The 25070-nt window shown below is 64.1% G+C and carries 23 protein-coding genes and 1 tRNA gene; 14 read left to right on the top strand and 10 right to left on the bottom strand.

From position 1 onward, the window contains the following. Positions 1-84: 84 nt before the first annotated feature. Positions 85-726 carry a TetR/AcrR family transcriptional regulator gene (locus tag HWV67_RS25205; RefSeq protein WP_175653227.1) on the bottom strand — a complete coding sequence of 214 codons (642 nt, stop codon included), beginning with the start codon at positions 724-726 and terminating at the stop codon, positions 85-87. Positions 727-1020: 294 nt separating this feature from the next. Between HWV67_RS25205 and HWV67_RS25200 the strand changes: the two genes are divergently transcribed. The 7 genes from HWV67_RS25200 to HWV67_RS25170 all read left to right on the top strand — a co-directional run bounded on the left by HWV67_RS25200 (position 1021) and on the right by HWV67_RS25170 (position 10565). Next, positions 1021-2820, top strand: a complete 1800-nt coding sequence (locus tag HWV67_RS25200; RefSeq protein WP_175653226.1) for an ABC transporter ATP-binding protein — start codon at positions 1021-1023, stop codon at positions 2818-2820. Continuing rightward, positions 2814-4574: an ABC transporter ATP-binding protein gene (locus HWV67_RS32390; protein ID WP_175653225.1), complete on the top strand. Its 1761-nt coding sequence runs from the start codon at positions 2814-2816 to the stop codon at positions 4572-4574. The genes HWV67_RS25200 and HWV67_RS32390 overlap by 7 nt, the downstream gene beginning before the upstream one ends. Then, positions 4574-5515: an ABC transporter permease gene (locus HWV67_RS25190; protein WP_175653375.1), complete on the top strand. Its 942-nt coding sequence runs from the start codon at positions 4574-4576 to the stop codon at positions 5513-5515. Before HWV67_RS32390 ends, HWV67_RS25190 begins: the two co-directional genes overlap by 1 nt. Next, positions 5515-6462, top strand: a complete 948-nt coding sequence (locus tag HWV67_RS25185) for an iron chelate uptake ABC transporter family permease subunit (protein WP_175653224.1) — start codon at positions 5515-5517, stop codon at positions 6460-6462. Before HWV67_RS25190 ends, HWV67_RS25185 begins: the two co-directional genes overlap by 1 nt. Beyond that, positions 6459-7229 carry an iron ABC transporter ATP-binding protein gene (locus HWV67_RS25180; protein WP_175653223.1) on the top strand — a complete coding sequence of 257 codons (771 nt, stop codon included), beginning with the start codon at positions 6459-6461 and terminating at the stop codon, positions 7227-7229. Before HWV67_RS25185 ends, HWV67_RS25180 begins: the two co-directional genes overlap by 4 nt. A 1-nt stretch (position 7230) precedes the next feature. Beyond that, positions 7231-8226: a siderophore ABC transporter substrate-binding protein gene (locus HWV67_RS25175; protein ID WP_175653222.1), complete on the top strand. Its 996-nt coding sequence runs from the start codon at positions 7231-7233 to the stop codon at positions 8224-8226. A 221-nt stretch (positions 8227-8447) separates the two neighbouring features. Further along, the gene (locus HWV67_RS25170; RefSeq protein ID WP_175653374.1) at positions 8448-10565 is read left to right on the top strand and encodes a TonB-dependent receptor; all 2118 of its coding nucleotides are present in this window, start codon (positions 8448-8450) and stop codon (positions 10563-10565) included. Between the two features lie 3 nt (positions 10566-10568). Here the strand turns inward: HWV67_RS25170 and HWV67_RS25165 are convergent, their stop codons facing one another. Then, the gene (locus HWV67_RS25165; protein ID WP_175653221.1) at positions 10569-11474 is read right to left on the bottom strand and encodes a LysR substrate-binding domain-containing protein; all 906 of its coding nucleotides are present in this window, start codon (positions 11472-11474) and stop codon (positions 10569-10571) included. 144 nt (positions 11475-11618) lie between these two features. Here HWV67_RS25165 and HWV67_RS25160 point away from each other — a divergent pair, with 144 nt between their 5' ends. Both HWV67_RS25160 and HWV67_RS25155 read left to right on the top strand, forming a co-directional pair. Next, positions 11619-12242, top strand: a complete 624-nt coding sequence (locus HWV67_RS25160) for a glutathione S-transferase family protein (protein WP_175653220.1) — start codon at positions 11619-11621, stop codon at positions 12240-12242. Positions 12243-12256: 14 nt separating this feature from the next. After that, positions 12257-13276 carry an LLM class oxidoreductase gene (locus HWV67_RS25155; protein WP_218585618.1) on the top strand — a complete coding sequence of 340 codons (1020 nt, stop codon included), beginning with the start codon at positions 12257-12259 and terminating at the stop codon, positions 13274-13276. 72 nt (positions 13277-13348) lie between these two features. Here HWV67_RS25155 and ychF read toward each other — a convergent pair whose 3' ends face one another. The 8 genes from ychF to HWV67_RS25115 all read right to left on the bottom strand — a co-directional run bounded on the left by ychF (position 13349) and on the right by HWV67_RS25115 (position 20161). Continuing rightward, on the bottom strand, positions 13349-14449 hold the full coding sequence (gene ychF / locus HWV67_RS25150; RefSeq protein WP_095158654.1) for a redox-regulated ATPase YchF: 1101 nt from the start codon (positions 14447-14449) through the stop codon (positions 13349-13351). A gap of 21 nt (positions 14450-14470) precedes the next feature. Then, a complete protein-coding gene (gene pth, locus HWV67_RS25145; protein WP_095158653.1) occupies positions 14471-15055 on the bottom strand; it encodes an aminoacyl-tRNA hydrolase in 585 nt (194 codons plus the stop codon). A 76-nt stretch (positions 15056-15131) separates the two neighbouring features. Further along, positions 15132-15728 (bottom strand): 50S ribosomal protein L25/general stress protein Ctc, encoded by a 597-nt coding sequence (locus tag HWV67_RS25140; protein ID WP_175653219.1) that lies wholly within the window; start codon positions 15726-15728, stop codon positions 15132-15134. A 139-nt stretch (positions 15729-15867) separates the two neighbouring features. After that, the gene (locus tag HWV67_RS25135) at positions 15868-16809 is read right to left on the bottom strand and encodes a ribose-phosphate pyrophosphokinase (RefSeq protein ID WP_009405962.1); all 942 of its coding nucleotides are present in this window, start codon (positions 16807-16809) and stop codon (positions 15868-15870) included. Positions 16810-16856: 47 nt separating this feature from the next. Next, positions 16857-16931, bottom strand: a tRNA-Gln gene (locus tag HWV67_RS25130). 34 nt (positions 16932-16965) lie between these two features. Then, positions 16966-17811, bottom strand: a complete 846-nt coding sequence (ispE, locus tag HWV67_RS25125; RefSeq protein ID WP_175653218.1) for a 4-(cytidine 5'-diphospho)-2-C-methyl-D-erythritol kinase — start codon at positions 17809-17811, stop codon at positions 16966-16968. Between the two features lies 1 nt (position 17812). Further along, complete coding sequence (lolB, locus tag HWV67_RS25120) at positions 17813-18430, bottom strand: lipoprotein insertase outer membrane protein LolB (RefSeq protein ID WP_175653217.1); 618 nt, start codon at positions 18428-18430, stop codon at positions 17813-17815. 3 nt (positions 18431-18433) lie between these two features. After that, complete coding sequence (locus tag HWV67_RS25115; RefSeq protein WP_175653216.1) at positions 18434-20161, bottom strand: tetratricopeptide repeat protein; 1728 nt, start codon at positions 20159-20161, stop codon at positions 18434-18436. Between the two features lie 177 nt (positions 20162-20338). Here HWV67_RS25115 and hemA point away from each other — a divergent pair, with 177 nt between their 5' ends. From hemA to murI, 5 genes are read left to right on the top strand one after another with little or no spacing between them, the layout of a single operon-like run. Further along, complete coding sequence (gene hemA, locus HWV67_RS25110) at positions 20339-21616, top strand: glutamyl-tRNA reductase (RefSeq protein WP_095158648.1); 1278 nt, start codon at positions 20339-20341, stop codon at positions 21614-21616. Next, positions 21613-22695 (top strand): peptide chain release factor 1, encoded by a 1083-nt coding sequence (gene prfA, locus HWV67_RS25105; protein WP_095158647.1) that lies wholly within the window; start codon positions 21613-21615, stop codon positions 22693-22695. The genes hemA and prfA overlap by 4 nt, the downstream gene beginning before the upstream one ends. Continuing rightward, complete coding sequence (gene prmC / locus HWV67_RS25100) at positions 22696-23526, top strand: peptide chain release factor N(5)-glutamine methyltransferase (protein WP_175653215.1); 831 nt, start codon at positions 22696-22698, stop codon at positions 23524-23526. Next, positions 23520-24275: a molybdopterin-synthase adenylyltransferase MoeB gene (locus HWV67_RS25095; RefSeq protein WP_175653214.1), complete on the top strand. Its 756-nt coding sequence runs from the start codon at positions 23520-23522 to the stop codon at positions 24273-24275. Before prmC ends, HWV67_RS25095 begins: the two co-directional genes overlap by 7 nt. After that, positions 24268-25068 (top strand): glutamate racemase, encoded by an 801-nt coding sequence (murI, locus tag HWV67_RS25090; RefSeq protein WP_175653213.1) that lies wholly within the window; start codon positions 24268-24270, stop codon positions 25066-25068. The genes HWV67_RS25095 and murI overlap by 8 nt, the downstream gene beginning before the upstream one ends. The last annotated feature ends 2 nt before the right edge of the window (positions 25069-25070 follow it).

Genomic DNA, 25070 nt, shown 5'->3' with positions numbered 1-25070 from the left:
CTGCTCCTTGAAGAATGGAGCGGCGAGTCTCGGCCAGGTGCACCGGGTGACGCTTGAACAAACGGCGCATGCGCAGGTGAGGGTTCAACTGGCCGTGAGCGCTGCCGCATCGTCCGCGGCGTCTTCCTCCAAGAGGGCGAGTGCGCCGACGATCAGCGCGCGCATGCCCTGGATCAGTTCTGCTTCCATCTCGGCCTCTTCGGCTGCGCGTTCGGCGTCGTCGGCAAGGCCCTGGCCCGCGACCGAATACACCGTGTCGGCCACGGCGATGCCGTGGAAGGCCAGGGTCGCGAGCAGCCAGCGCGCCCGGTCTTGGGCGATGCCGTAGGCCTCGGCGATGTGGAGCTGATGCCCGCCGATCTTGTCGATCATGGGTTGTGTCGCCGCCGAGCGACGGATCACGTAGGGCGTCAGGCCGGGATGGGCTTTGACGAACTCGCGCACCGAGGTGGTGAACAGGGTCAGGTAGTCCCGCAGGCTGACCTGTTCACCGTCGCCCGCCCGCGGAATCTGCCAGCGGGTGAAGATCGCTTCAGCCACCAGGCGCTTGAGCGCTTCCAGGTTGGCCACATGTTTGTACAGCGCCATATGGCTGACCCCGAGCGCGGCGGCGACGCCGACGAACGTGATGTTCGGCAGGCCGATCTCGATGCCCACTTCGGCGATCCGCTCTGGCGTGATGGTTCGCGGTCGCCCGCGAGCCGGAGGTTGATCCGGGTTTTTCATGCTTTCTCCTCAATGGAAAACGACGGTCGTGTGGCCGTCTTGTCTGCCTGACGGCTATTAGTTTATAGTCATGCAACTAATTCTGGTTATGATTCTTTTTATTCCCGAGGTTGCTCCATGAGTGTGCCTTCGCCTCTCTGTCACGGGCTCTGGAAGACGGCCGCGTCACGCCTGCGATATCCCTCGGGACGGGTCAGGCGCCACGTTCGCGTGCGCCAGGCGGGTGGTCAAGCGCTTCGGGCGTGACCGGCTGCCACTCATCCTCTTTTTTCAAATTTCTGGACGTTTCCTTTCATGAGCACCCATGACACGGCTTCGGCCGACCCCGGAAAAGCCGGCCCGATCAGCCGGATCCTGCAACCCGTTCGTGGGCGCTTGATTGTCGCCGCGGTTCTGGCCGGCGTGGGCGCGATGTTGACGTTGGTACCGCTGGCGGGCGTCGAGCATATCGCCCGGCTGATTCTCGGCGAGACGGGTGCCGCCGCGAACGTGGTGCAGGGCGAGATCTGGTCGACGGTCATTGTCAGCATCCTCAGCCTGTTTGCCGGCATGGCGCTGATTACCGTCGGCGAACTGCTTGCCCACCTTGCCGACAACCGCATCACCCATCACTTGCGCCTGGCAATTGCGCAGCGTCTGAGCCGGGTGCCGCTGGGCTGGTTCAGCAGCCGCGCATCGAGCGAGGTGAAGCGGGCGATGCAGGACGACATCGGCACCCTGCACAGCCTCACCGCGCATTTCTACACGACGCTGGGCCGGGCCGTGGGCGCCTTGCTGATTTCGCTTGTCTACCTGTTCGCGATGGACTGGCGCATGGCGATCGTCTCGCTGCTGCCGTTTCCGGGTTTCTTCCTGTTCTTCGGCCGGGCACTCAAGGCTGGCGGGGCCAACATGGACGCCTTCGTCAGCGGCATGGGCCGCATCGACAACGCGGTGGTCGAGTTCGTCAACGGCATTCCGGTGGTCAAGGCGTTCGGCGCCAGCGGTAAGGCGCACGCCAGTTACCGTGAAGCGATCGACGATTTTGCCCGGGTTTTTGTCGATTTCACCCGCCCGCTGGTGGCCTCGATGGCCAACGCCAACGCGATGATCGCACCCGTGGCGGTGCTGGGCGTGGTGCTGCTGTGCGGGACGTTGTTCGTCGGCCTGGGCTGGATCGCACCGCTCGACGTTCTGCCGTTCGCCCTTGTGGCGCCCGGCCTGTGCGCGCCTTTGCTGTTGCTGCACTACATCACTCACGACCTGAATCACGCGGTCGGCGCGGCCCAGCGCGTGCAGGCGTTGCTGGAGACGCCGATGCTGGAGCCGCCAGCGCCCGGCGTGCGGCAATTGCCCGTCGGTAGCGAGATCCGCCTGGAGCAGGTCAGCTATGGCTACGACGCATCGAGCCCGGTGCTTTCGGCGATCAACCTGACCCTCGCTCCCGGCACCACGACCGCCATCGTCGGCCCCTCCGGCGCCGGCAAATCGACCCTGGCCCGCCTGCTGTTGCGCTTCTTCGACCCCACTGAGGGGCGCATCACCCTCGGTGGCGTGGACCTGCGGCATATCGAGACGCCGGAACTGTACCGGCGTATCGGCTTTGTGCTGCAGGAGGTGCGCCTGATCCATGCCAGCGTGCGCGACAACATCGCGCTGGGCCGGCCCACGGCCAGCCAGCAGGAGATCGAAGACGCCGCCCGCACCGCGAACATCCACGAACGGATTTTCGACCTGCCACGCGGCTACGACGCGGTGATCGGTGAGGACGCGCAGTTCTCCGGCGGCGAGTTGCAGCGGCTGAGCATCGCCCGCGCGGTGTTGCTCGATCCGCCGGTGCTGGTCCTCGACGAAGCCACGGCGGCGGCCGACGCCGGCAACGAAGTGGCGATCCAGGACGCGCTGTCGCGCTTTGCCAAGGGGCGCACGCTGCTGGTGATCGCCCACCGGCTGGACACGGTGAAGCACGCCGACCAGATCATCGTGATCGCCAACGGCGTCATTCACGAGCAGGGCCGTCATGCCGAGCTGATTGCGCGCAAGGGGCTCTATGCACGGTTGTGGGCGCTGGGCGGCCATGACCAAAACCAGAACGTGGCGGTGCCGACATGCTGAAGACCTTCATGCATTTGCTGGGCGACGATGCGCCCGTGTTCCGCCGCTACCTGTGGATGGCTGTGTTCAACGGTCTGCTCAGCGGCCTGACCATCACCACGCTGGTGCCGGTGCTCGGTCGCCTGTTGCTGGGTGATGTGCGCGGCGCGGCGCAGTGGCTGCTGCTGTTGCTGGTGGGGATGCTGGCGTGCTGGGCGTGGCGCCGCCGCGTGGAAAAGGCCGGCGTGGCGGTGGGCGTGGCGGTGTTGCGCGGGGCGCGGCACCGGCTCGGCGACCATGTTGCTCGCCTGCCGCTGGGCTGGTTCTCGGCGCCGAACACGGCCCGGCTCGGGCATGTCATCACCCAGGGCATGATGGCCGTGGCCCAGCTTCCCGCGCATGTGTTCACGCCGCTGATCAGTGGCGCGGTGACGCCGCTGGTGATGGTGGCTGCGCTGTTTGCGCTGCACTGGCCGATGGGGCTGATCGCGCTGCTGGCGTTGCCGGTTCTGGTGGCTGTGCTGTTGCTCACGGCGCGCCTGGGACGGCGCGCGGACTACGCCTTTCACCACCACTTCGCCGCCACCAGCCAGCGCATGGTCGAGTTCGCCCAGGCGCAGTCGGTGCTGCGTGCGTTCAATGGCGGCGGCACGCGCCTGTTGGAGCAGGCCATCGACCAGCAGCGGCAGTCGAGCATGCGCCTGATCTATCAGTCCTCGCTGTCGACGGTGCTCAACGCCTGGGCCGTGCAGGCGGTGTTCGCCGCCTTGCTGGTTGCCGCCGCGCTGTGGCTCAACGGCCAGCTCGGTGTTGCGCTGGAGCCGGGCGCGGTGGTGGCGGTGATCGTTGCGTTGCTGCTGGCCAGCCGTTACATCGACCCGTTGCTGGACGTCGCCAGCTATGCCGAGATTCTGCGCGGTTTTTTTTTCAAGCAGAAGACGGCATACGAGATTCTCGCGGTGCAGCCATTGCCGGAAGCGCAGCAGCCGCAAGCGCCAGTGGACGGTTCGATCGAGTTGCGCGAGGTGAGTTTCCGCTATGGGGCTGATCCGCTCGACGTGCTGCGTGACGTAAGCCTGCGTATCGCGCCGGGGAGCATGACCGCCCTGATCGGCGAGTCCGGGTCGGGCAAGAGCACCTTGCTGCGCCTGATTGCGCGCTTCTTCGACGTGAGCCAGGGCAGCCTGCTGGTGGGTGGCGTGGACGTGCGGCAGATGTCCGGCACGCAACTGGCCGGGCAGCTCAGCCAGATCTTCCAGGACAGTTACCTGTTCCAGGGCAGCATCGCCGACAACATCCGCCTCGGCAAACCTGACGCCAGCCTCGCCGAGATCATGGACGCCGCGCAGCAGGCCGGTGTGGCCGAGATCATCGCGCGCCTGCCGCAGGGCATCGACACGCCGGTGGGCGAGGGCGGCACGCGGCTGTCGGGCGGCGAGCGCCAACGCATCGCCATCGCCCGCGCGCTGATCAAGGACGCGCCGATCCTGCTGGTGGACGAAGCCACGGCGGCGCTGGATGCGGAAAACCAGGCGGCCATCGCCCAGGTGCTCGCCAACCTGCGTGGCCGGCGTACGGTGGTGGTGATCGCCCATCAGCTTTCCACGGTGGCGATGGCGGACCAGATCATCGTGCTCGAGAACGGTCAGGTGGTGGAGCAGGGCGCACCCGCAGAGTTGCTCGCCCGCCAGGGGCGTTACGCGCAGTTTCTCGAGCAACGCCGGGCGGCCAGCGGCTGGCGTATCGCGCCGGCTACGGGTGACGCCCCATGCTGATGCGCGCCTCCTGGCTCGGCCTGTTCGTGCTCCTCTGCGGGGCTTCGCTGTTGATCGGCGCGCGGCAAATGGCGTGGTCGCAGGTGTGGTCATTGTCGGGCGATGCCTGGCTGACGCTGACGGCCAGTCGCCTGCCGCGCCTGGCGGCGCTGGTGCTGACCGGCGTCGGCCTGTCGGTGTGCGGGGTGATCCTCCAGCACATCGTGCGCAACAAGTTCGTCGAGCCGGGCACCGCGGGCGGGCTGGATGCGGCCAAGCTCGGCATCCTGGTGTCGCTGGTGGTCGCACCCGCCGCCGGTGCGACCGGGCGGATGCTGTTCGCGTTGGCGTTCTGCTTTGTCGCGAGCCTGGTTTTTGTCGCGATCATTCGCCGTATCCGCTTCAAGAGCGCGCTGCTGGTGCCGGTCATCGGCCTGATGTACGGCGGCGTGCTGAGCGCTCTCGCCGAGTTCTATGCGTACCGCAACAACATCCTGCAAAGCATGCAGGGCTGGCTGCTGGGGGATTTTTCCCGGGTGGTGCAGGGCAGCTACGAAATCATTTACCTGATCCTGCCGATCGTCGCCCTGACCTACCTGTACGCCCAGCGTTTCACCGTGCTCGGCATGGGCGAGGGCATGGCCAGCAGCCTGGGCCTCAACTACCGGGCCACGGCGGCGGTGGGGCTGATGCTGGTGGCGGTCACGGTGTCGGCCACGGTGATTACCGTCGGCGCGATTCCCTTCGTCGGGCTGGTGATTCCCAACCTGGTCGCGTTGCGCTACGGCGACAACCTGAGCCGGACACTGCCCATCGTGGCGCTGGGCGGGGCGTCGCTGTTGCTGGTCTGCGACATTCTCGGGCGCCTGCTGATCTACCCGTTCGAGGTGCCGATCGGCCTGACCGCAGGGTGCGTCGGCGGTGTGTTGTTCTTCGCCTTGATCGTCTGGAGGCACCGGTGATGCGCCTGGTTCGTCGTCATGCAGTCTGGGTGCTGGTCGTCGCGCTGGCGCTGGCCTTCGTGTTCGTGCGCTCGGGCCTGGATTTCGATTATGTGATCCCCAAGCGGCTCGCCCGGCTGGCAGCCATGGTGATCGGTGGCGTGTGCATCGCCTGGTCCGCGATCGCGTTCCAGACCATTACCGGCAACCGCGTACTGACGCCGGCGATCATGGGCTACGAGGCGGTCTACTTGTTGTTGCAGGCGCTGCTGGTGCTGTTCATGGGCGTCCACAGCGTGGTGCTGCTGGGCGCCAACGGCAACTTCGCGCTGTCGGTGGTGATCCTGCTCGCCTACTCCTGGGCCATCCATCGCTGGCTGTTCCGTGATGGTCGCAGCAACGTCTATTTCCTGCTGTTGCTGGGGCTGGTGCTGACCCTGGTGATCAATACCTTCACCCAGTTCGTTCAACTCAAGGTCAGCCCCGGCGAGTTCTCGGTGTTGCTGGGTTTCAGCCAGACCTCGTTCAGCCGGGTGCAGCCGCAGCAGTTGCTGTATGCGGGGCTGCTCGTCGCGGCGGTGTGTCTGCTGGGCCTGAGGACGCTGGCCACCCTCGACGTGTTGGCGCTGGGCCGCGACCAGGCCATTTCCCTGGGCGTCGATTACCGCCGCAGCGTGCGCCTGCAGCTTGCGCTGATCGCCGCGCTGGTGGCGATTTCCACCAGCCTGCTCGGGCCGACGGCATTCATGGGCGTGTTCGTCGCCAACATCACTTACGCGCTCGCTGGGACCTTCAGGCACCGCGTCACCTTGCCGATGGGCAGCGCGATTGCGGTGGGCATCCTGATCGTCGCCCAGCTCCTGGTCGAGCACGTCTTCAACTACAAAACCACCGTCAGCATTCTGGTCAATCTGGTGTGTGGCGCGTACTTCCTCGCACTGATGGTGCGCACCCGAGGGGCCCCATGATTACCGTCCACGACCTTCACAAACAGTACGGCGCCAGGACGGTGCTGTCCGGCGTGAGCGCCGCGTTCCCGGCGCAGCGGCTGACGTCCCTGATCGGCCCCAATGGCGCGGGCAAGACCACCTTGTTGATGATGATCGCGCGGCTGCTGGCGCCCGGTCGCGGTGATATCCGCATCGAAGGGCGCAGCGTCACCGGCATCGCCATCGGCGAGTACGCCAAGCGTGTCGCGACCTTGCGCCAGGCCCCGGATTTCAACCTGCGCCTGACGGTCGATGAGCTGGTCGCCTTCGGCCGCTTTCCCTACAGCCGTGGCGCGTTGACCCGCGAGGACCAGCGGGCGATCGATGAAGCCATCGCCTTCCTGTCGCTGGAGCCGCTGCGCCGGGCCTACCTCGACGAACTCAGCGGCGGGCAGCGGCAGATGGCGTTCCTGGCCATGACCATCGCCCAACAGACCGACTACCTGCTGCTGGACGAGCCGCTGAACAACCTCGACATCAAGCACGCCGTGCAGATCATGCGCGCGCTGCGCCGGCTGTGCGACGAGTACGGGCGCACGGTGATCCTGGTGGTCCACGACATCAATTTCGCCGCCAACTATTCCGACCACATCGTCGCCATGAAGCAGGGCGCGGTGCATAGCGCCGGCAGCGTTGCCGAGATGGTGACCGAGGCGACGCTGAGCGATCTGTATGGCCTGGATTTCGAGATCAGCCACAGCGAACGCGGCTGCCTGTGCAATTACTTCAACCCTCAGGAAAACTGAAATGACCGCACCTCATGGGAACAGACAGTGGGCGCTGGCGCTGCTGATGGCTGCCGCCGTCGCGCTGCCGGGCTGCGATGACACGTCCGCGCAACCGCCACAGGCCGCCGTTCAGGGCCAGTCCGAGCAAGCTGCTTTCGTGCCGGTCACGGTGCAGCACAAGCTGGGCACGACGGTGATCGAGCACGCCGTGCAACGCACCGTCGCCCTCGACATGAATGAAGTGGATTTCCTCGATCAGCTGGGTGTTCCGGTGGCCGGCATGCCGAAGGATTTCGTCCCGCGTTTTCTCGCCCGCTACAAGGACGACCCGCAGGTCGCGGACCTCGGTTCGATCGTCCAGCCGAATCTGGAACGGGTGCATGCCGCCAGGCCTGACCTGATCCTGATCACCTCGCTGCAGGCCAACCACTACCAGGAACTGAGCGAGATGGCGCCGACGATCCATTTCGATGTGGATTACCGCGACAGCGAGGCCGGCCATATCAACGTCGTGCGCAATCATCTGCTGGCGCTCGGGCAGGTCTTCGGCAAGCAGGCGCTGGCCCAGGAAAAGGCCATGGCGCTGGATGCGCAGGTGGACAGCGTCCGCCGTGTAACACAAGACCGCCCCGAGCGGGCGCTGGTGGTGCTGCACAACAACGGCGCGTTCAGCTCCTTCGGCGTGCAGTCCCGCTATGGCTTCGTGTTCAAGGACCTGGGTGTGAAACCGGCAGGCCCGAGCGCCGAGACCGGCCTGCATGGCCAGCCGATTTCCAGTGAGTTCATCCAGCAGGCCAACCCCGACATTCTCTACGTGGTGGACCGCACCGCCGTGATGGAAGGCCGCCCGCCGATGAATGCCGAGAGCATGGGCAACCCGTTGCTGCGCCAGACCAATGCCTGGAAGAACGGCCGGGTGGTGTTCGTCGATGCCGAGGCCTGGTACGTCACCGCCGCCAGCCCGACCTCGATCAAGTTGGTGATCGACGACGTCCTCAAGGGCTATCAGCGCTGACCTGTGGGGAAGATTTGTCCAGGCAAAAACCACGTTAACAAGTGATTCGCATTAGCCATCTTTCCTGCATTCAGATTCAGAAAATAACCATAAACAGTGTCCACTTAACGCAACGGAGCAACCGCGTGAGCAACCGCATCCTTCACCGCTTTCCCCTGAACACCACCGCTATCGCCGTGGGGCTGGCCCTGGGTTCCCTGGCCCTGGTCACGACACCGGCGATGGCCCAGGACACCGAACAGACCGAGGCCAGCGCCACGCCAGTGGTAAAAGACAACTCGGCCGCGGAACTGCCCGCCACTAACATTGACGGCCAGCGCATCGTCGACGACGCCTTGCCGGCCAGCTACGCCGGCGGGCAGGTGGCCTACGGCGGCCGGGTGGGGCTGCTGGGCAACAAAGACTTCATGGAAACGCCGTTCAGCAGCATCAGCTACACCGAGCAATATGTGGCTGACCGGCAAGCCCGGGAAATCACCGACGTGATCGCCGCCACCGATCCGTCGGTATTCGCCAACGGCCTGAGCGGCACCTACAGCGAGAACTACTCCATCCGTGGGTTCGCCTCGAGCATCAGCGATGCCACCGTCGATGGCCTGTTTGGCATGGCGCCGTTCTATCGGATCTCGCCGGAAATGTACGAGCGCATCGAGGTGCTGAAAGGCCCGTCGGCGCTGCTCAACGGCATGCCACCTGGCGGTTCGGTGGGCGGCACCGTCAACCTGATACCCAAGCGCGCAGGGGATGAACCGCTGACCCGTGTTACCGGCAGCTACCTGTCCGATTCCCAATACGGTGGCCATCTCGATCTCGGTCGGCGCTTCGGTGAAGGCAACCAGTTCGGTGTGCGTTTCAATGGCGTCTACCGCGATGGCGACACCGCCACCGAGCATCAGCAAAAGCGCACCGGCCTGACGTCGCTTGCTCTGGACTGGCGTGGCGAACGGGCGAAGGTCTCCGTCGATCTGTACGACAGCGATGACTACACCAAGGGCCAGAACCGCGGCCTGGGCCTGGCCGCGAATGTGTCGGTGCCGAGCGCGCCGAAGGCCGACACGCTGCTCAACCCGAACTGGGCCTACGTCGAGAACAAGGACAAGGGCGTGATCCTGCGGGGCGAGTACGCACTGAACGATCAGTTGATGGCCTATGCCGCCTTGGGCACCAGCAAGACCGATTACCAGTACAGCGGCGCCATGACCGCACAGTTGATCAACAACGCCGGCGACTTCACCACCACCATGGGGCAACTGAAGTTCGAGCTGGAAAAGACTTCCGGCGAAATCGGGCTCAGAGGTCATTTCCAGAATCTCGGCATCAATCACCAGTGGTCGCTTAACGTCACCCACTACGAAGACGAGCAAAAGGACTACGGCCGCCGCTCGGTGCCGGGCGCCAACTGGATCACCAACATTCACAACCCGGTCTGGGGGCCGAAGGCAGCGGAAAGCTTCCCGCTGATCGCCCACACCGAAAACCGCCTGCGCAGCATCGGGCTGGCCGATACCTTGTCGGTGTTCGATGACCGCCTGCAACTGACCCTCGGCGTGCGCCGTCAGGAAGTGCTCACCGATACTTTCAGCGTCAACACCGGCGCGCGCAGCTCGCGCTATGACGAGAGCGCCAACACGCCGGCCGGGGCGGTGCTGTTCAAGGTCACCGACAGCCTGTCGCTCTACGCCAACTACATCGAGGGCCTGAGCAAGGGCGCTGCAGCACCGATCACTGCCAACAACTATGGCGATGTGTTCGCACCGGCGAAAACCAAGCAGAAGGAAATCGGCCTCAAGCTCGACCTGGGCACCTTCAGCCATACCCTTGCGGTGTATGAAATCAAGAAACCCGGCAGCTACACCGACCCGGTCACCAACATCTTCTCCTTCGGCGGCGAGCAGCGTAACCGCGGGGTGGAGTGGGGCTTCTTCGGCTCACCGCTGGAGGATGTGCGCCTGATGGGCGGCATCGCCCACGTCGACCCGAAACTCACCAAGACCTCCGGCGGCATCAACGAAGGCAAGAAAGCCACCGGCTATCCCGAACTGCAAGGCAAGCTGGGTGCGGAATGGGACACCCCGGTGCTGGACGGCCTGACCCTGACGGGGAATGCCACCGCCGTCTCCAAGCAATACATCAGCGCCGACAACAGCCTGTCGATTCCCGGTTACACGGTCTATGACGTGGGCGCGCGCTATGTCACCAAGGTCGCCAGCCGGCCGGTGACCCTGCGGGGCGAGGTGACCAACGTCACCAACAAGGCCTACTGGGGCGTGCCGCTCACCGCCAGCCTGGGGCTGGGAGCACCGCGGACGCTGGCGCTGTCGGCGACGGTGGATTTCTAAGGTTCAGGGGCTCGCAGGATCAGGGCTGAAGCCGGCTTCCTCCCTGATCCACGCCACGAATGCCGCCACTTCCTCCCGCTGCCCGGCCTCGGGCAGCATCACCAGGTAATACGCGAAGCGCGCCGGCCAGGGCTTCTCCAGGGCTAGCGCCAGGCGTCCTTCGGCAATTTCTTCCCGCGCATATTCCTGCGGCACCAGCGCCAACCCCTGTCCGGCGACTGCGGCGCGAATCAGCAAATAATCATCGTCAAACGCCGTGCCGCGCTCGGCACGCGGGTCTTCCGCCGCGTCATGGGCGGCGAGCCACAAGGCCCAGTCCGCGCGGTCGGAATCCTGTAGCAGCGGATAGCCGAGGCAGTCGGCCGGTTCCCGCAACGGCGGGCCCGACGCGAGCAACGCGGGGCTGGCGACCGGCAACAGCACCGGGGCCATCAGGTGCTCCGAAAGCAGTCCGGGGTAGTCGCCCAGGCCATGGCGGATGGCGACATCGACCCGGTCACGCTGAAGATCCACCAACCCCGCCGACGCTTCGACGCGGACCTCGATATCCGCATGGCGAGCATTGAAGCGCCCCAGCCGCGGCACCAGCCACGAGGCGGCAAAGGAGGGCACCGTGCTGATCGTCAGGGTGCGGCGTGCGCGGCTGGCTTCGAGCAGGTGCAGGGCCTGTTCGATCTGGTCGAAGGCCATCAACAGCGTCGGATAGACCCGCGCGCCGGCCTCGGTCAGTTCCATGCGCAGACGGCTGCGCACGAACAGCGGCAGGCCGACGCGCGCCTCGAGATGGCGGATCTGCTGGCTCACCGCACCCGAGGTGACCCCCAGCGCGGCGGCGGCATGCTTGATGCTGCCGTGGCGACCGACTTCGGCGAACGCGCGCAGGGCAAGCAGTGGGAAGACAGGATTCAAGGTTTAGCTGACCTAAAGAGTGGGTGAAGATCAAATCGTTTCTGTCTTTGCACAGTCGAGGTGACCATGGGTTGAGCCGGATTGTTCTGGTTTAGCCAGGCTTTCTCAAGGAGAAAGTCGGCATCACCCGCAAGGAGCCCGTTGATGATCCACCTCTACTCCGACAGCTCACCCAATGGTTTCAAGGCCAGCATCGCCCTGGAAGAGCTGGGCCTGCCGTATCGCCTGAATCACGTCCGCATCGATGTCGGGGAGCATCGCCTGCCGGAATTCCTCGCGCTCAATCCCCATGGGCGCATTCCGGTGCTGGTCGACGACGACACGGGCGTGACCCTGTTCGAGTCCGCCGCGATTCTGCTGTACCTCGCCGAGAAGACCGGGCAACTTCTGCCGATGGACCTGAAAGGACGCTGGGAAGCGATCAAGTGGCTGCAGTTTCATGCCTCAAGCGTCGGGCCGATCATTGGCCAGCGCGTCCATTTCGAAGTGTTCGCCGAACAGCCGGTGCCCATCGCGATCGAGCGTTTCCGGCGCCTGACCGACGACGCCTTCGCCGTTCTCGACCAGCGCCTGGCCGAACAACCCTGGCTCGCGGGCAGCCGCTACTCCATCGCCGATATCGCCCAGTTCGGCTGGAGTCATATCGCCCGGGTCATTGATTTCGACTTCAGCCAGTACCGCCACCTGACCGCCTGGCATGAGCGCGTCGCGGCGCGGCCCGCGGTACAGAAAGGCGTGACGCTGCCAGCCGTGGCGACCGGCGCATGAGCGGGGGAGAGCACATGACGGCTTTCAAAGGCGCACCGTATTCTGCGTTCCACGCTCATCCCGGCTATCGGCGCATGTTCGCCCCGGACCGCCTGACCCTCGGGATCTTCCTGCCGCTGCGTTTCTACGAGGGCGATATGAGCGTCCTCGCCGGCCAGGCGGATCTGGTGACGACGATCGACCGGCTCGGGTTCGCCGCGGTATGGGTCCGCGATATCCCCCTGTTCGACCCGCAGTTCGGCGACGCCGGGCAGGTGTTCGATCCGTTCACCTACCTGGCCTTCCTCGCCGCCCGAACGCGAAATGTCACGCTGGCCACCGGCAGCATCATCTTCTCGCTGCGCCATCCGATCGACCTGGCCAAGGCCAGTGCGACCATCGATCAGTTGTCGGGCGGGCGCCTGGTGTTGGGTATCGCCTCGGGTGACCGGCCCATCGAATTTCCCGCCTATGGTCTGGAGCATGCCCGGCGCGGCGAGCGTTTCGCCCAGTCGGTGCGCTACTTCCGCCAGCTTATGGCGGCGGGATCGCTCGACGTGGACTCGCCGCTGGGATACGTCAGCGGCGCGCAGTTGCTGCCAAAACCTGCCACCGGCGGGGTGCCGTTGATCGTCACCAGCTCCTCCGGCCAGTCGCTGGACTGGATCGCCGAACAGGCGGACGGCTGGCTGACCTACCCGGATGCGACCCACACCGTGCGCGGGCCGCAGCACCTGGCCGAGAAGATCCGCGCGTGGCGCGAGCGGATAGCAGACGGAGGCTTTCGTCCTCACATGACCAATGAATGGCTGGACCTGGTGGACGACCCCGACCATCCGCCGACCCCGCTGCGCGGTGGATTCGTCCTGCGGACCGGGCGCAATGGCTTGATCGCACTGCTGGAGCGCTGGCAGGCGGCGGGAGTGAACCATGCCGCGCTGGGCATCCAGTTCTCGCAGCGGCCCGCAGCGGAGGTGATTCAGGAGCTGGCTGAGGAGGTGTTGCCGCATTTCCCGTCGTTGCCGGGGCCGCAGCCGTTGCCGGTGCCGTGGTGACGGTGCACTGGAAATGAAAAACCCCTTGAGGCGGTTGGCCTCAAGGGGTTTTGGGCGATGCGGGCGGAGCGCTTAGACGTTGAAACGGAAGTGCATCACGTCACCGTCCTTGACGATGTAGTCCTTGCCTTCCAGACGCCATTTGCCGGCTTCCTTCGCGCCGCTTTCACCCTTGTACTGGATGAAATCGTCGTAGGCGACCACTTCGGCACGGATGAAGCCTTTCTCGAAGTCGGTGTGGATCACGCCGGCCGCCTGCGGGGCGGTGGCGCCGATGCGCACGGTCCAGGCACGGACTTCCTGTACGCCAGCGGTGAAGTAGGTCTGCAGGTTGAGCAGGCCGTAACCGGCGCGGATCACGCGGTTCAGGCCAGGCTCTTCCAGGCCCAGGGCCTCGAGGAACATGTCCTTCTCTTCGCCTTCGTCCAGCTCGGCGATTTCCGCTTCGATCTTGTTGCACACCGGCACCACGACCGCGCCTTCTTCTTCGGCGATGGCACGGACTACGTCCAGGTGTGGGTTGTTCTCGAAGCCGTCTTCAGCAACGTTGGCGATGTACATCACCGGCTTGCTGGTCAGCAGGTGGAAGCCACGGATCACGGCTTTCTCGTCTTCGCCCATGGTCTTCATCAGGCTGCGCGCAGGCTTGCCTTCGGTGAAGTGGGGGATGAGTTTTTCCAGGATGGCTTTCTGAGCCAGCGCTTCCTTGTCACCGCCTTTGGCGTTGCGGGTGACTTTCTGCAGTTGCTTCTCGCAGCTGTCGAGGTCGGCGAAGATCAGTTCGAGGTCGATGATCTCGATGTCGCGCTTGGGGTCGACACTGTTGGAAACGTGGATCACGTTTTCGTCTTCGAAGCAGCGCACGACGTGGGCGATGGCATCGGTTTCGCGAATGTTGGCGAGGAACTTGTTGCCCAGGCCTTCACCCTTCGACGCGCCCGCCACCAGGCCGGCGATGTCGACGAACTCCATGGTGGTCGGCAGGATGCGCTGCGGTTTGACGATGGCAGCCAGGGCGTCCAGACGCGCATCGGGCATTGGCACGATGCCGCTGTTCGGCTCGATGGTGCAGAAGGGGAAGTTCTCCGCCGCGATACCGGATTTGGTCAAGGCGTTGAACAGGGTGGACTTGCCGACGTTGGGCAGGCCGACGATGCCGCAATTGAATCCCATGGTGAATCCCTCTTCGTGAAGTCAGGCCTTCTGGCTGTGCAGCTCTCTCATCGCACGCGTCCAGTCACCGGCGAGGATGTCCGGCAGCACGCCGAGGGCAAAGTCGATACTGGCGTCCAGCTTTTCCTGCTCGGCGCGCGGCGCCTTGCCCAGGACGAAGTTGGACACCAGCTTGGCATCACCCGGGTGGCCAATGCCAAGCCGCAGACGGTGAAAGTCATTCTTGTTGCCGAGCTGCGCGATGATGTCGCGCAGACCGTTGTGCCCGCCGTGGCCGCCGCCTTTCTTGAGTTTGGCGACGCCGGGAGGCAGGTCGAGTTCGTCGTGGGCCACCAGGATGGCATCTGGCTCGATACGGAAAAAATTGGCCAGTGCGGCAACGGACTGGCCGCTGCGGTTCATGTAGGTGGTGGGGATCAACAGACGAACGTCGTTGCCCTGATGGCTGAATTTTGCCGTCAGGCCGAAATACTTGCGGTCAGCAGTCAGATTGACACGCTGGGCGCTGGCAATGCGTTCAACGAAAAGAGCCCCTGCGTTATGCCGGGTCTGTTCGTATTCGGGGCCCGGGTTTCCCAGGCCGACGATCAACTGGATGGCGGTCACGTCAGGGGCTCTTCCTTGGAGTTGTGGGTTGCGGTGTCAGCACCGCAACCCGGTCAACACCGGCGTACCGAGTGAATTACTCGGCAGCGCCTTCTGCTTCAGGTGCAACGCGCGGAGCGTGAACGTTGGCAACTGCTTTGTCATCACCGTGGGCCAGAGCTACGAACTCAACGCCTTTCGGAGCTTTCAGGTCCGACAGGTGGATGATGGTGCCGATTTCGGCGTTGGCCAGGTCGACTTCGATGAACTCAGGCAGGTCTTTGGCTTCGCAGGAAACTTCGATCTCGGCCACTACGTGGGAGATTTCGCCGCCTTTCTTGACCGGGGCTTCTTCATTGATGAAGTGAACCGGTACTTTGGCGGTCAGTTTCTGGCCAGCAACAACGCGAACGAAGTCGGCGTGCAGGATGAACTGCTTGGCTGGGTGACGTTGCATGGCCTTGACCACAACGTTTTCTTTAACGCCGTCGACGTTCAGCTCGATAACGTGGCTGTAGGCAGCTTCGTTTTCGAACAGCTTGGCTACTTCTTTAGCCAGCATGGTGATCGAGACAGGCTCTTTGTCGCCACCGTAGACAACGGCAGGAACTTGGGCGGCGAGACGACGCAGGCGGCGGCTCGCACCTTTCCCCAGGTCGGTACGCGCTTGGGCGTTCAGAGTGAAATCAGTCATTTTGTATCTCCAGAGTAGCCATCCCCCGAGTGGCGTTTGCGACCAGCGCCAAAGCGGGGTGGGCAAAAAAGCCCCGCCCCAACAACAGGTGTTGGGGCGGGGCGCTTTTCGTCAACGGGGTGTTCGCGAGGGCAAGCCCTCAGCGGAACATCGCGCTGATCGATTCTTCGTTGCTGATACGGCGAACCGCTTCAGCGACTACCGGTGCGATATCCAGTTGACGGATACGGTCACAGGCTTGTGCAGCGGCGGACAGCGGGATGGTGTTGGTCACCACCAGCTCGTCGAGCACGGAATTTTCGATATTCTCGATCGCGCGACCGGAGAGGACAGGGTGCGTGCAGTAGGCGTAAACCTTGGCAGCGCCGTGTTCTTTCAGGGCCTTGGCCGCATGGCACAGGGTGCCGGCGGTGTCGACCATGTCGTCGACGAGAATACAAGTGCGTCCTTCGACATCGCCGATGATATGCATCACTTCGGAGTGATTGGCCTTCTCGCGGCGTTTGTCGATGATCCCCAGATCGACACCCAGGGACTTGGCGACGGCACGTGCACGCACGACACCACCGATGTCCGGGGAAACGATCATGAGATTTTCGAAACGCTGGTCTTCGATGTCATCCACCAGAACGGGGGAGCCGTAGATGTTATCTACCGGAATATCGAAGAAACCCTGGATCTGGTCTGCGTGCAGGTCGACGGTGAGAACACGGTCGATACCTACGACGGTGAGCATGTCAGCGACAACTTTGGCGCTGATAGCTACACGCGCCGAACGCGGACGGCGATCCTGGCGGGCATATCCGAAGTAAGGAATCACGGCAGTGATTCGAGACGCTGAGGAGCGGCGGAAGGCATCAGCCATCACTACCAGTTCCATCAGATTATCGTTGGTTGGCGCGCAAGTCGGCTGAATGATAAAGACGTCTTTACCGCGGACGTTTTCATTAATCTCAGTGCTGATTTCGCCGTCGGAGAACTTACCGACAGAAACATCACCCAGTGGGATATGCAGCTGACGCACGACGCGCCGAGCAAGATCGGGGTTGGCGTTCCCCGTAAAGACCATCATCTTGGACACGCGCAGTACCTGAAGGCTGAGGGTATACCTGGATGAGTATAGGAAAATGGCAGGGGCGGCTGGATTCGAACCAACGCATGGCAGGATCAAAACCTGCTGCCTTACCGCTTGGCGACGCCCCTGTATCTGTTGCTGCGAGTACCTTGTACTCGATTCCTAGAGCAGACTTCGTAACGTTCGATGCAACATTGATATGTTGCTTCCTTTTGCCACGAACCCTGTTTGGGTCTCTGCAAGAAGGGCCAAAACTTTATCAGCTTCAGCTTTGCCTGGGAAGGCCCCAAACACACAACTTCCAGTTCCGGTGAGTCTTGCATCAGTGAATTTGTTTAGCAAATTCAATGCGTTACGTACATCTGGGTAACTTTGCTCAACTACCGCTTGGCAGTCATTACGACTGTTTCCCTTGGGAACGGGGCGCACTTTAATGGGCTTTGAATCACGTGTCAACAAAGGGTGTGAAAAAATTTCTGCTGTACTTACAGACACTTGTGGGACCAGCACGACATACCACGGCTCTTCAGGGTCCACCGGCGTGAGTTTTTCACCCACGCCCTCGGCGAACGCTGCGTGTCCGCGGACGAAAACCGGTACGTCGGCGCCCAGGCCCAGGCCCAGTTCAGCCAGTTGATCTTCGCTGCAGCCGGTTTTCCACAAGTGATCCAGCCCGAGCAGCGTAGTGGCAGCATCCGAACTGCCGCCACCGATGCCGCCGCCCATGGGCAACACCTTGGTCAGCCAGATGTCGGCGCCCAACGGTGTGCCGGTCAGTTGCTGCAACTTGCGCGCGGCCCGGACGATCAGGTTGCTGTCGTGGGGGACGTTGTCGATTTCGGTGTGCAGGCGGATTTCACCGTCTTCGCGCACGGCGAAACGCAGTTCGTCACCGTGGTCGAGAAACTGGAAAAGCGTTTGCAGCTCGTGATAACCGTCGGGGCGACGGCCAAGAATGTGCAGCATCAGGTTGAGCTTGGCCGGGGCGGGCAGGGTCAGCGTGGTCATGTCAGTGCCCCAGTTGGCGCGGTTGCCATTCCTTGAGAACCACCGTCACGTCCAGGTTCTGGCCATGCATCTTCAGGCGTTCCGGCAGCCAGTAACCGTTCTGCAGGGAGTAGTTGCTGTATTCCACTTGCCAGCCATCTTGCTCGAGGCTCGCCAGGCGGCTGTTGCCGTCGAGGGTCAGGCGGCTTTTGCTGTCGGGGGCGGGCAGGCCACGGACCCACCAGACCAGGTGCGATACCGGCAACTCCCAGCCCAGTTGTTCGGCCAGCAGGGTTTCTGGCGATTGCGCTTCGAAGCGACCCTGGTTGGCAACTTCCAGCACCACCTGGCCCGGGCGACCGGTCAGGCGGGCGGCGCCGCGACCCAGCGGACCGGACAGGCGGATGTCGTAGTAATCCTGGCGTTGCAACCAGAACAGGGTGCCGCTGCCGGAGTCCTTCGGTGCGCGAATGCCGACTTTGCCGTTGATCTGCCAGCCGTCGAGGGTGCTCAACTGCTGTTTATGTTCACGCCAGAGTTGCGGGCTGCCCTGGCCTTCGACGGCTTCGCGGGATCCGAAGCCGGTGCAACCGGCGAGCAGGGCAATCAGGCTGAAAGTGATGAGATGGCGCAAGAGCATGGCTTAGAGAGTCTCGGATCCGGTCAGGCGCAGGACGGTCTTGCGCAGGATGGGGCTGTCGGGTTGTGCTTCGAAGGCCTTGGCCCAGACCTGGCGAGCCTCGCGGCGCTTGCCGTTGGCCCAGAGCACTTCGCCCAGGTGCGCCGCGACTTCATGATCGGGGAAGCGTTCGAGGGCCCGGCGCAGCAGGCGCTCGGCTTCGTCGAGGTTGCCCAGGCGGTAGTTCACCCAGCCGAGGCTGTCGAGTACGGCCGGGTCGTCCGGGTTGATCAGGTGGGCTTTTTCGATCAGGTCCTTGGCTTCGCCGAAGCGGGTGGTGCGGTCGGCGAGGGTGTAGCCGAGGGCGTTGAGCGCCATGGCGTTTTCCGGCTCGCGGGTGATGATGCTGCGCAGGTCCTTTTCCATCTGCGTCAAATCGTCGCGTTTCTCGGCGAGCATGGCGCGGGTGTAGAGCAGATTGAGGTCGTCCGGGTACTGCTTGATAGCTTTTTCCAGCACCCGCAGCGCCTGTGCATCCTTTCCGTTGTTGCCCAGGGTCTCGGCTTCGATCAGATAGAGCTGGATCGCGTAGTCGGGCTGGGCTTCGCGCGCGGCGTCGAGGCGGCGAGTGGCTTCGTCGGCGCGGCCGTTGGCGATGAGGATATCGGCCTGGCGCAGTTGCGCCGCCAGGTAATCGTTGCCGGGGCCGACCTGGCCGTATTCGGCCAGCGCGCCTTCCAGATCGTTGCGCTCCTCGCGGATGCGGCCCAGGTTCAGGTGCGCGGCATCGACATGGCTTTCGCGGGTGATCAGGTCTTCCAGGTAGGTGGCCGCTTCGTCGTAGGCCTTGGCCTCGAGGCTGACCAGCGCCAGGGAATAGCGCAGTTCATCGTCGTCCGGGTATTGCTGCAGCAGGCTGGCGAACTCGACCTTGGCGTCGTCGACCCGGTCCTGCTCCACCAGCATCCGCGCATACGTCAGGCGCAGGCGCTTGTCGTCGGGGTGGCGGGCGATGGTCTTGCGCAGCAGCGGCAGGGCTTCGGGGCCGCGGTCCAGGGTTTGTAGCAGGCGGGCGCGCAGCAGCACCGGGGCGATTTCGTCGTCCTGCGGCGGGTGTTCTTCAAGCAGGCTCAGGGCCGCCTGGGACTTGCCGTCCTGTTGCAGCAGCAGGGCCTTGCCGAACACCAACTGGCTGTTGTCCGGGTACTTTTGCAGCAGTCGATCGAAACTTTTTTGCAGGCCGTCGCGGGTGTCCTGGTCGGTTTCGGCGGCGGACAGGGCAAGGAAGTCGAAATGCGTGTCGCCCTGGCCTTGCAGCACCTTTTCCATGAACACCATGGAGTCGTCGTAGCGCCCGGCGCGGGCCAGCTGGATCGCGGCGGCGCGCTGCGCATCGATGTTTTCAGGGTCGTTTTTCGCCCAGATCAACGAGGTGTCCAGCGCGGACTGGTCGGCACCGAGGTATTCAGCGATGCGGAAGGCGCGCTCGGAAATGGCCGGATCCTGGGTCTTTTCGGCCTGGATCACGTAGTTGTCCAGGGCGATATCGAAGCGATTGCGCTGCCCCGCCAGCTCGGCGACCAACAGGCTATAGAGGGTGTCCTGGGTGAACGAGCCATAGACCGTCGGCTCGGGCGCGGCGGTCGGCGCGACCTGCTGCCCGGCGGGCGGCGTGGCGTCCCGGGCGCCTGGCAAAGCCTGGCAACCCTGGAGCAGGGCAAGGGCAAGGAGCAACGCGGAAGATCTATTCATAAGGAGATTTTGGGCGACTAACCTGCGGTCGGGCCATCATGACACAAGCGTCATGGCAAACCCACTCGCGATGGGGTGTGTGGATACAGTGTATTAGAGACAATCGCGAGCGGTGGTTGTTCTCAATCCAGCGAAGTAGGACAATTATCGGCTTCACGTCACAACCAGCGACCTTGAATGGCCTTTCTTGCCCTCGGTATCAATCATAAGACTGCCTCGGTAGACGTACGCGAGCGCGTGGCGTTTACCCCCGAGCAGATGGTGGAAGCCTTGCAGCAGCTCTGCCGACTGACTACCAGCCGGGAAGCCGCAATCCTTTCGACCTGCAATCGCAGCGAACTGTACATCGAGCAGGACCACCTGACGGCCGATGAGGTGCTGCGCTGGCTGGCCGACTATCACCAGTTGAGCGTCGATGAACTGCGCGCCAGTGCCTATATCCACGAGGATCATGCCGCCGTCCGGCACATGATGCGCGTGGCTTCCGGGCTCGACTCGCTGGTGCTCGGCGAGCCGCAGATCCTCGGCCAGATGAAGTCCGCCTACGCCGTGGCCCGCGAGGCCGGCACCATCGGCCCGCTGCTGGGCCGGCTGTTCCAGGCCACGTTCAGCGCCGCCAAGCAGGTGCGCACCGATACCGCCATCGGCGAGAACCCGGTGTCGGTGGCGTTCGCTGCGGTCAGCCTGGCCAAGCAGATCTTCAGTGACCTGGGCCGCAGCCAGGCACTGCTGATCGGCGCCGGCGAGACCATCACCCTGGTCGCCCGGCATCTGCATGAGCAGGGCGTACGCCGGATTGTCGTGGCCAACCGCACGCTCGAGCGCGCCAGCATCCTGGCCGAGCAGTTCGGTGCCCACGCGGTGCTGCTGGCGGACATTCCGCAAGAACTGGTCAACAGCGACATCGTCATCAGCTCCACCGCCAGCCAGTTGCCGATCCTCGGCAAGGGCGCGGTCGAAAGCGCGCTGAAACTGCGCCGGCACAAGCCGATCTTCATGGTCGACATCGCCGTGCCGCGGGATATCGAGCCGCAAGTGGGCGAACTGGATGACGTCTACCTTTATACGGTCGACGACCTCCACGACGTGGTCGCGGAAAACCTCAAGAGCCGTCAAGGCGCCGCCCAGGCCGCCGAAGAACTGGTGACGGTGGGCGCCGAAGACTTCATGTCGCGCCTGCGCGCGCTGGCCGCGGTGGACGTGCTCAAGGCGTACCGCCAGCAGAGCGAGCGCCTGCGCGACGAGGAACTGCAAAAGGCCCAGCGTCTGCTGGCCAACGGTTCCAGCGCCGAGGAGGTCCTGGTGCAACTGGCCCGCGGCCTGACCAACAAACTGCTGCATGCGCCCAGCGTGCAACTGAAAAAGCTCTCCGCCGAAGGCCGCCACGATGCGCTGGCCATGGCCCAGGAACTCTTTGCCCTCAACGAGGGCTCCACGGATAAAACCCCGCAATGAAAGCGTCGCTGCTCAGAAAACTGGAAATCCTCCAGGACCGCTTCGAGGAACTGACCGCCCTGCTGGGCGATGCCGAGGTCATTTCCGACCAGACCCGCTTCCGCGCCTACTCCCGCGAGTATGCCGAGGTCGAACCGGTGGCTGCCGGGTATGCCCAGTGGTGCAAGTTGCAGGACGACCTCGAGCAGGCCCAGGCGCTGCTCAAGGACAGTGACCCCGACATGCGGGAAATGGCGGTCGAAGAAGTGCGCGAAGCCAAAGAGCAACTCCAGGAACTGGAAGCCCAGTTGCAACGCCTGCTGCTGCCCAAGGACCCCAACGACGGCCGCAACGTGTTCCTGGAAATCCGCGCAGGGACCGGCGGCGACGAGGCGGCGATCTTCTCCGGCGACCTGTTCCGCATGTACTCGCGCTACGCCGAGCGGCGTGGCTGGCGCCTGGAAATCCTCTCGGAAAACGAGGGTGAGCACGGCGGCTACAAGGAAATCATCGCCCGCGTCGAGGGCGACAGTGTCTACGGCAAGCTCAAGTTCGAGTCCGGCGCGCACCGCGTGCAGCGGGTTCCGGAAACCGAATCGCAGGGCCGTATCCACACCTCGGCCTGCACCGTGGCGGTGCTGCCCGAGCCTGATGAACAAGCAGCGATCGAGATCAACCCGGCCGATCTGCGCGTCGATACCTACCGCGCCTCGGGCGCCGGTGGTCAGCACGTGAACAAGACCGACTCGGCGATCCGCATCACCCACTTGCCTACCGGCACGGTGGTCGAGTGCCAGGAAGAGCGCTCTCAGCACAAGAACCGCGCGCGGGCCATGTCCTGGCTGTCGGCGCGGCTCAACGACATGCAGACGAGCGCCGCACAGAACGCCATCGCCAGCGAGCGCAAGCTGCTGGTCGGTTCCGGCGACCGCTCCGAGCGCATCCGCACCTACAACTATCCACAGGGTCGGGTCACCGACCACCGCATCAACCTGACGCTCTACTCGCTGGACGAAGTGCTCGCGGGTGGCGTGGATGCGATCATCGAGCCGCTGCTGGCCGAATACCAGGCCGATCAACTGGCCGCACTGGGTGACTAAATGACCATCATTGCCAGCCTGCTTCGCGGCGCGGAGCTTCCCGACTCGCCGACCGCGCGCCTGGATATCGAACTGCTCCTGGCTGCCGCCATCGGCAAATCCCGCAGTTATCTGCATACCTGGCCGGAGCGCATCGTCAGCAGCGAGGCGGCGCAGACGTTCGCCAGCTACCTGCAGCGCCGTCGCGCCGGTGAGCCGGTGGCCTATATTCTCGGTCAGCAAGGGTTCTGGAACCTGGACCTGGAAGTCGCGCCGCACACCCTGATCCCGCGCCCGGAAACCGAGCTGCTGGTGGAAACCGCTCTGGCATTGCTGCCCGCCGAGCCGGCGCAGGTGCTCGACCTTGGCACCGGCACCGGCGCCATTGCCCTGGCCCTGGCCAGCGAGCGCCGGCAATGGCAGGTGACCGCGGTCGACCGGGTGCTGGAAGCCGTGGCCCTTGCCGAGCGTAATCGCCAGCGCCTGCAACTGGACAACGTCACCGTGCTCACCAGCCACTGGTTCAGTGCCTTGGGCGAGCAGCGTTTCCAGTTGATCATCAGCAACCCGCCTTACATTGCCGCCGAAGACCCGCATCTGGTCGCCGGCGATGTGCGTTTCGAGCCGAGCAGTGCGCTGGTGGCGGGCAATGATGGCCTGGACGACCTGCGCCAGATCGTCGCCGAGGCGCCGGCTCACCTGCTGGCGGGCGGCTGGTTGCTGCTGGAACACGGCTACGATCAGGCCGCCTCGGTCCGCGAGTTGCTGGCCCGCCACGGTTTCGAACAGATCGAAAGCCGCCTCGACCTGGGTGGCCATGAACGCATCACCTTGGGACGCCTGTCGTGCTGACCGACGAGGAACTGCTGCGTTACAGCCGCCAGATCCTCCTGGCGCAGATCGATATCGACGGCCAGTTGCGCCTCAAGGACAGCCGCGCATTGATTATCGGCCTCGGCGGCCTTGGCTCGCCGGTGGCCTTGTACTTGGCGGCCGCAGGTGTCGGCACCCTGCACCTGGCGGATTTCGACACGGTTGACCTGACCAACCTGCAACGGCAGATCATCCATGACAGCGCTTGTGTCGGTCAGCCCAAGGTGGACTCGGCGCTGACGCGGCTGCGCGCGATCAACCCGGATATCAATCTGGTGCCGCATCGCCAGGCGCTCGATGAAGACTCCCTGGCCGCAGCGGTGGATGCCGTGGACCTAGTGCTGGACTGTTCGGACAATTTCGCTACCCGCGAAGCGGTCAACGCGGCGTGCGTCAAGGCCGGCAAGCCGTTGGTCAGCGGCGCGGCGATCCGCCTGGAAGGGCAGTTGTCGGTGTTTGACCCACGCCGCCCTGAAAGCCCGTGCTACCACTGCCTCTACGGCCACGGCAGCGATGCCGAACTGACCTGCAGCGAAGCCGGCGTGGTCGGGCCGCTGGTGGGGCTGGTCGGCAGCCTTCAGGCGCTCGAAGCGCTGAAACTGCTCGCCGGTTTCGGCGAGCCGCTGGTGGGACGCCTGCTGTTGATCGATGCGCTGGGCACGCGTTTCCGCGAGCTGCGGGTCAAGCGCGATCCAGGTTGCGCCGTCTGTGGGACAGCCCATGGCTGAGGCCTCGGCAGCGCCGGTCGGCGTGTTCGACTCCGGTGTCGGCGGCCTGTCGGTGCTGGCGGAAATCAACCGGCTGCTGCCCAATGAGTCGCTGCTGTACGTGGCCGACTGCGGCAATATCCCCTATGGCGAGAAGTCCCCGGAATTCATTCGCCAGCGTTGCCGCAAGGTGGCTGAGTTCTTTCAGGAGCAGGGCGTCAAGGCCGTGGTCCTGGCTTGTAATACCGCCACCGTCGCCGCCGCCGCCGATCTTCGCGAGCGTTTCCCGCAATGGCCGCTGGTGGGCATGGAACCGGCGGTGAAACCGGCCGCCGCGGCGACCCGCAGTGGCGTGGTCGGGGTGCTGGCCACCACCGGCACCTTGCAAAGCGCCAAGTTCGCGGCCTTGCTCGACCGCTTCGCCACGGATGTGCGGGTGGTAACCCAGCCCTGTCCGGGGCTGGTGGAACTGATCGAGTCGGGCGACCTCGACAGCCCGGCCCTGCGCCAGCTCTTGCAGGGCTATGTCGAGCCGCTGCTGGCGGCCGGATGCGACACCATCATTCTTGGCTGCACCCATTACCCCTTCCTCAAGCCTTTGCTGGGCGAGATGGTCCCGGCGTCGGTGGCAATCATCGACACCGGCGCCGCTGTGGCCCGGCAACTCCAGCGATTGCTGGCCGAGCGCCACCTTCTGGCGGCCGGCCCCGCGCGTCCTACACAGTTCTGGACCAGTGCCGACCCCGAACATCTGCGAAACATCCTGCCTTTGTTGTGGAATAAATCTGACTGTGTGCAAAGCTTCAACAGGTAATC

Origin of the sequence: Pseudomonas sp. Marseille-P9899 (genome assembly GCF_903166565.1) — a bacterium.
GTDB lineage: Bacteria > Pseudomonadota > Gammaproteobacteria > Pseudomonadales > Pseudomonadaceae > Aquipseudomonas > Aquipseudomonas huaxiensis.
Note: the sequence above shows the minus strand (reverse complement) of the source record. Positions and strands in the feature narration are given on the sequence as shown.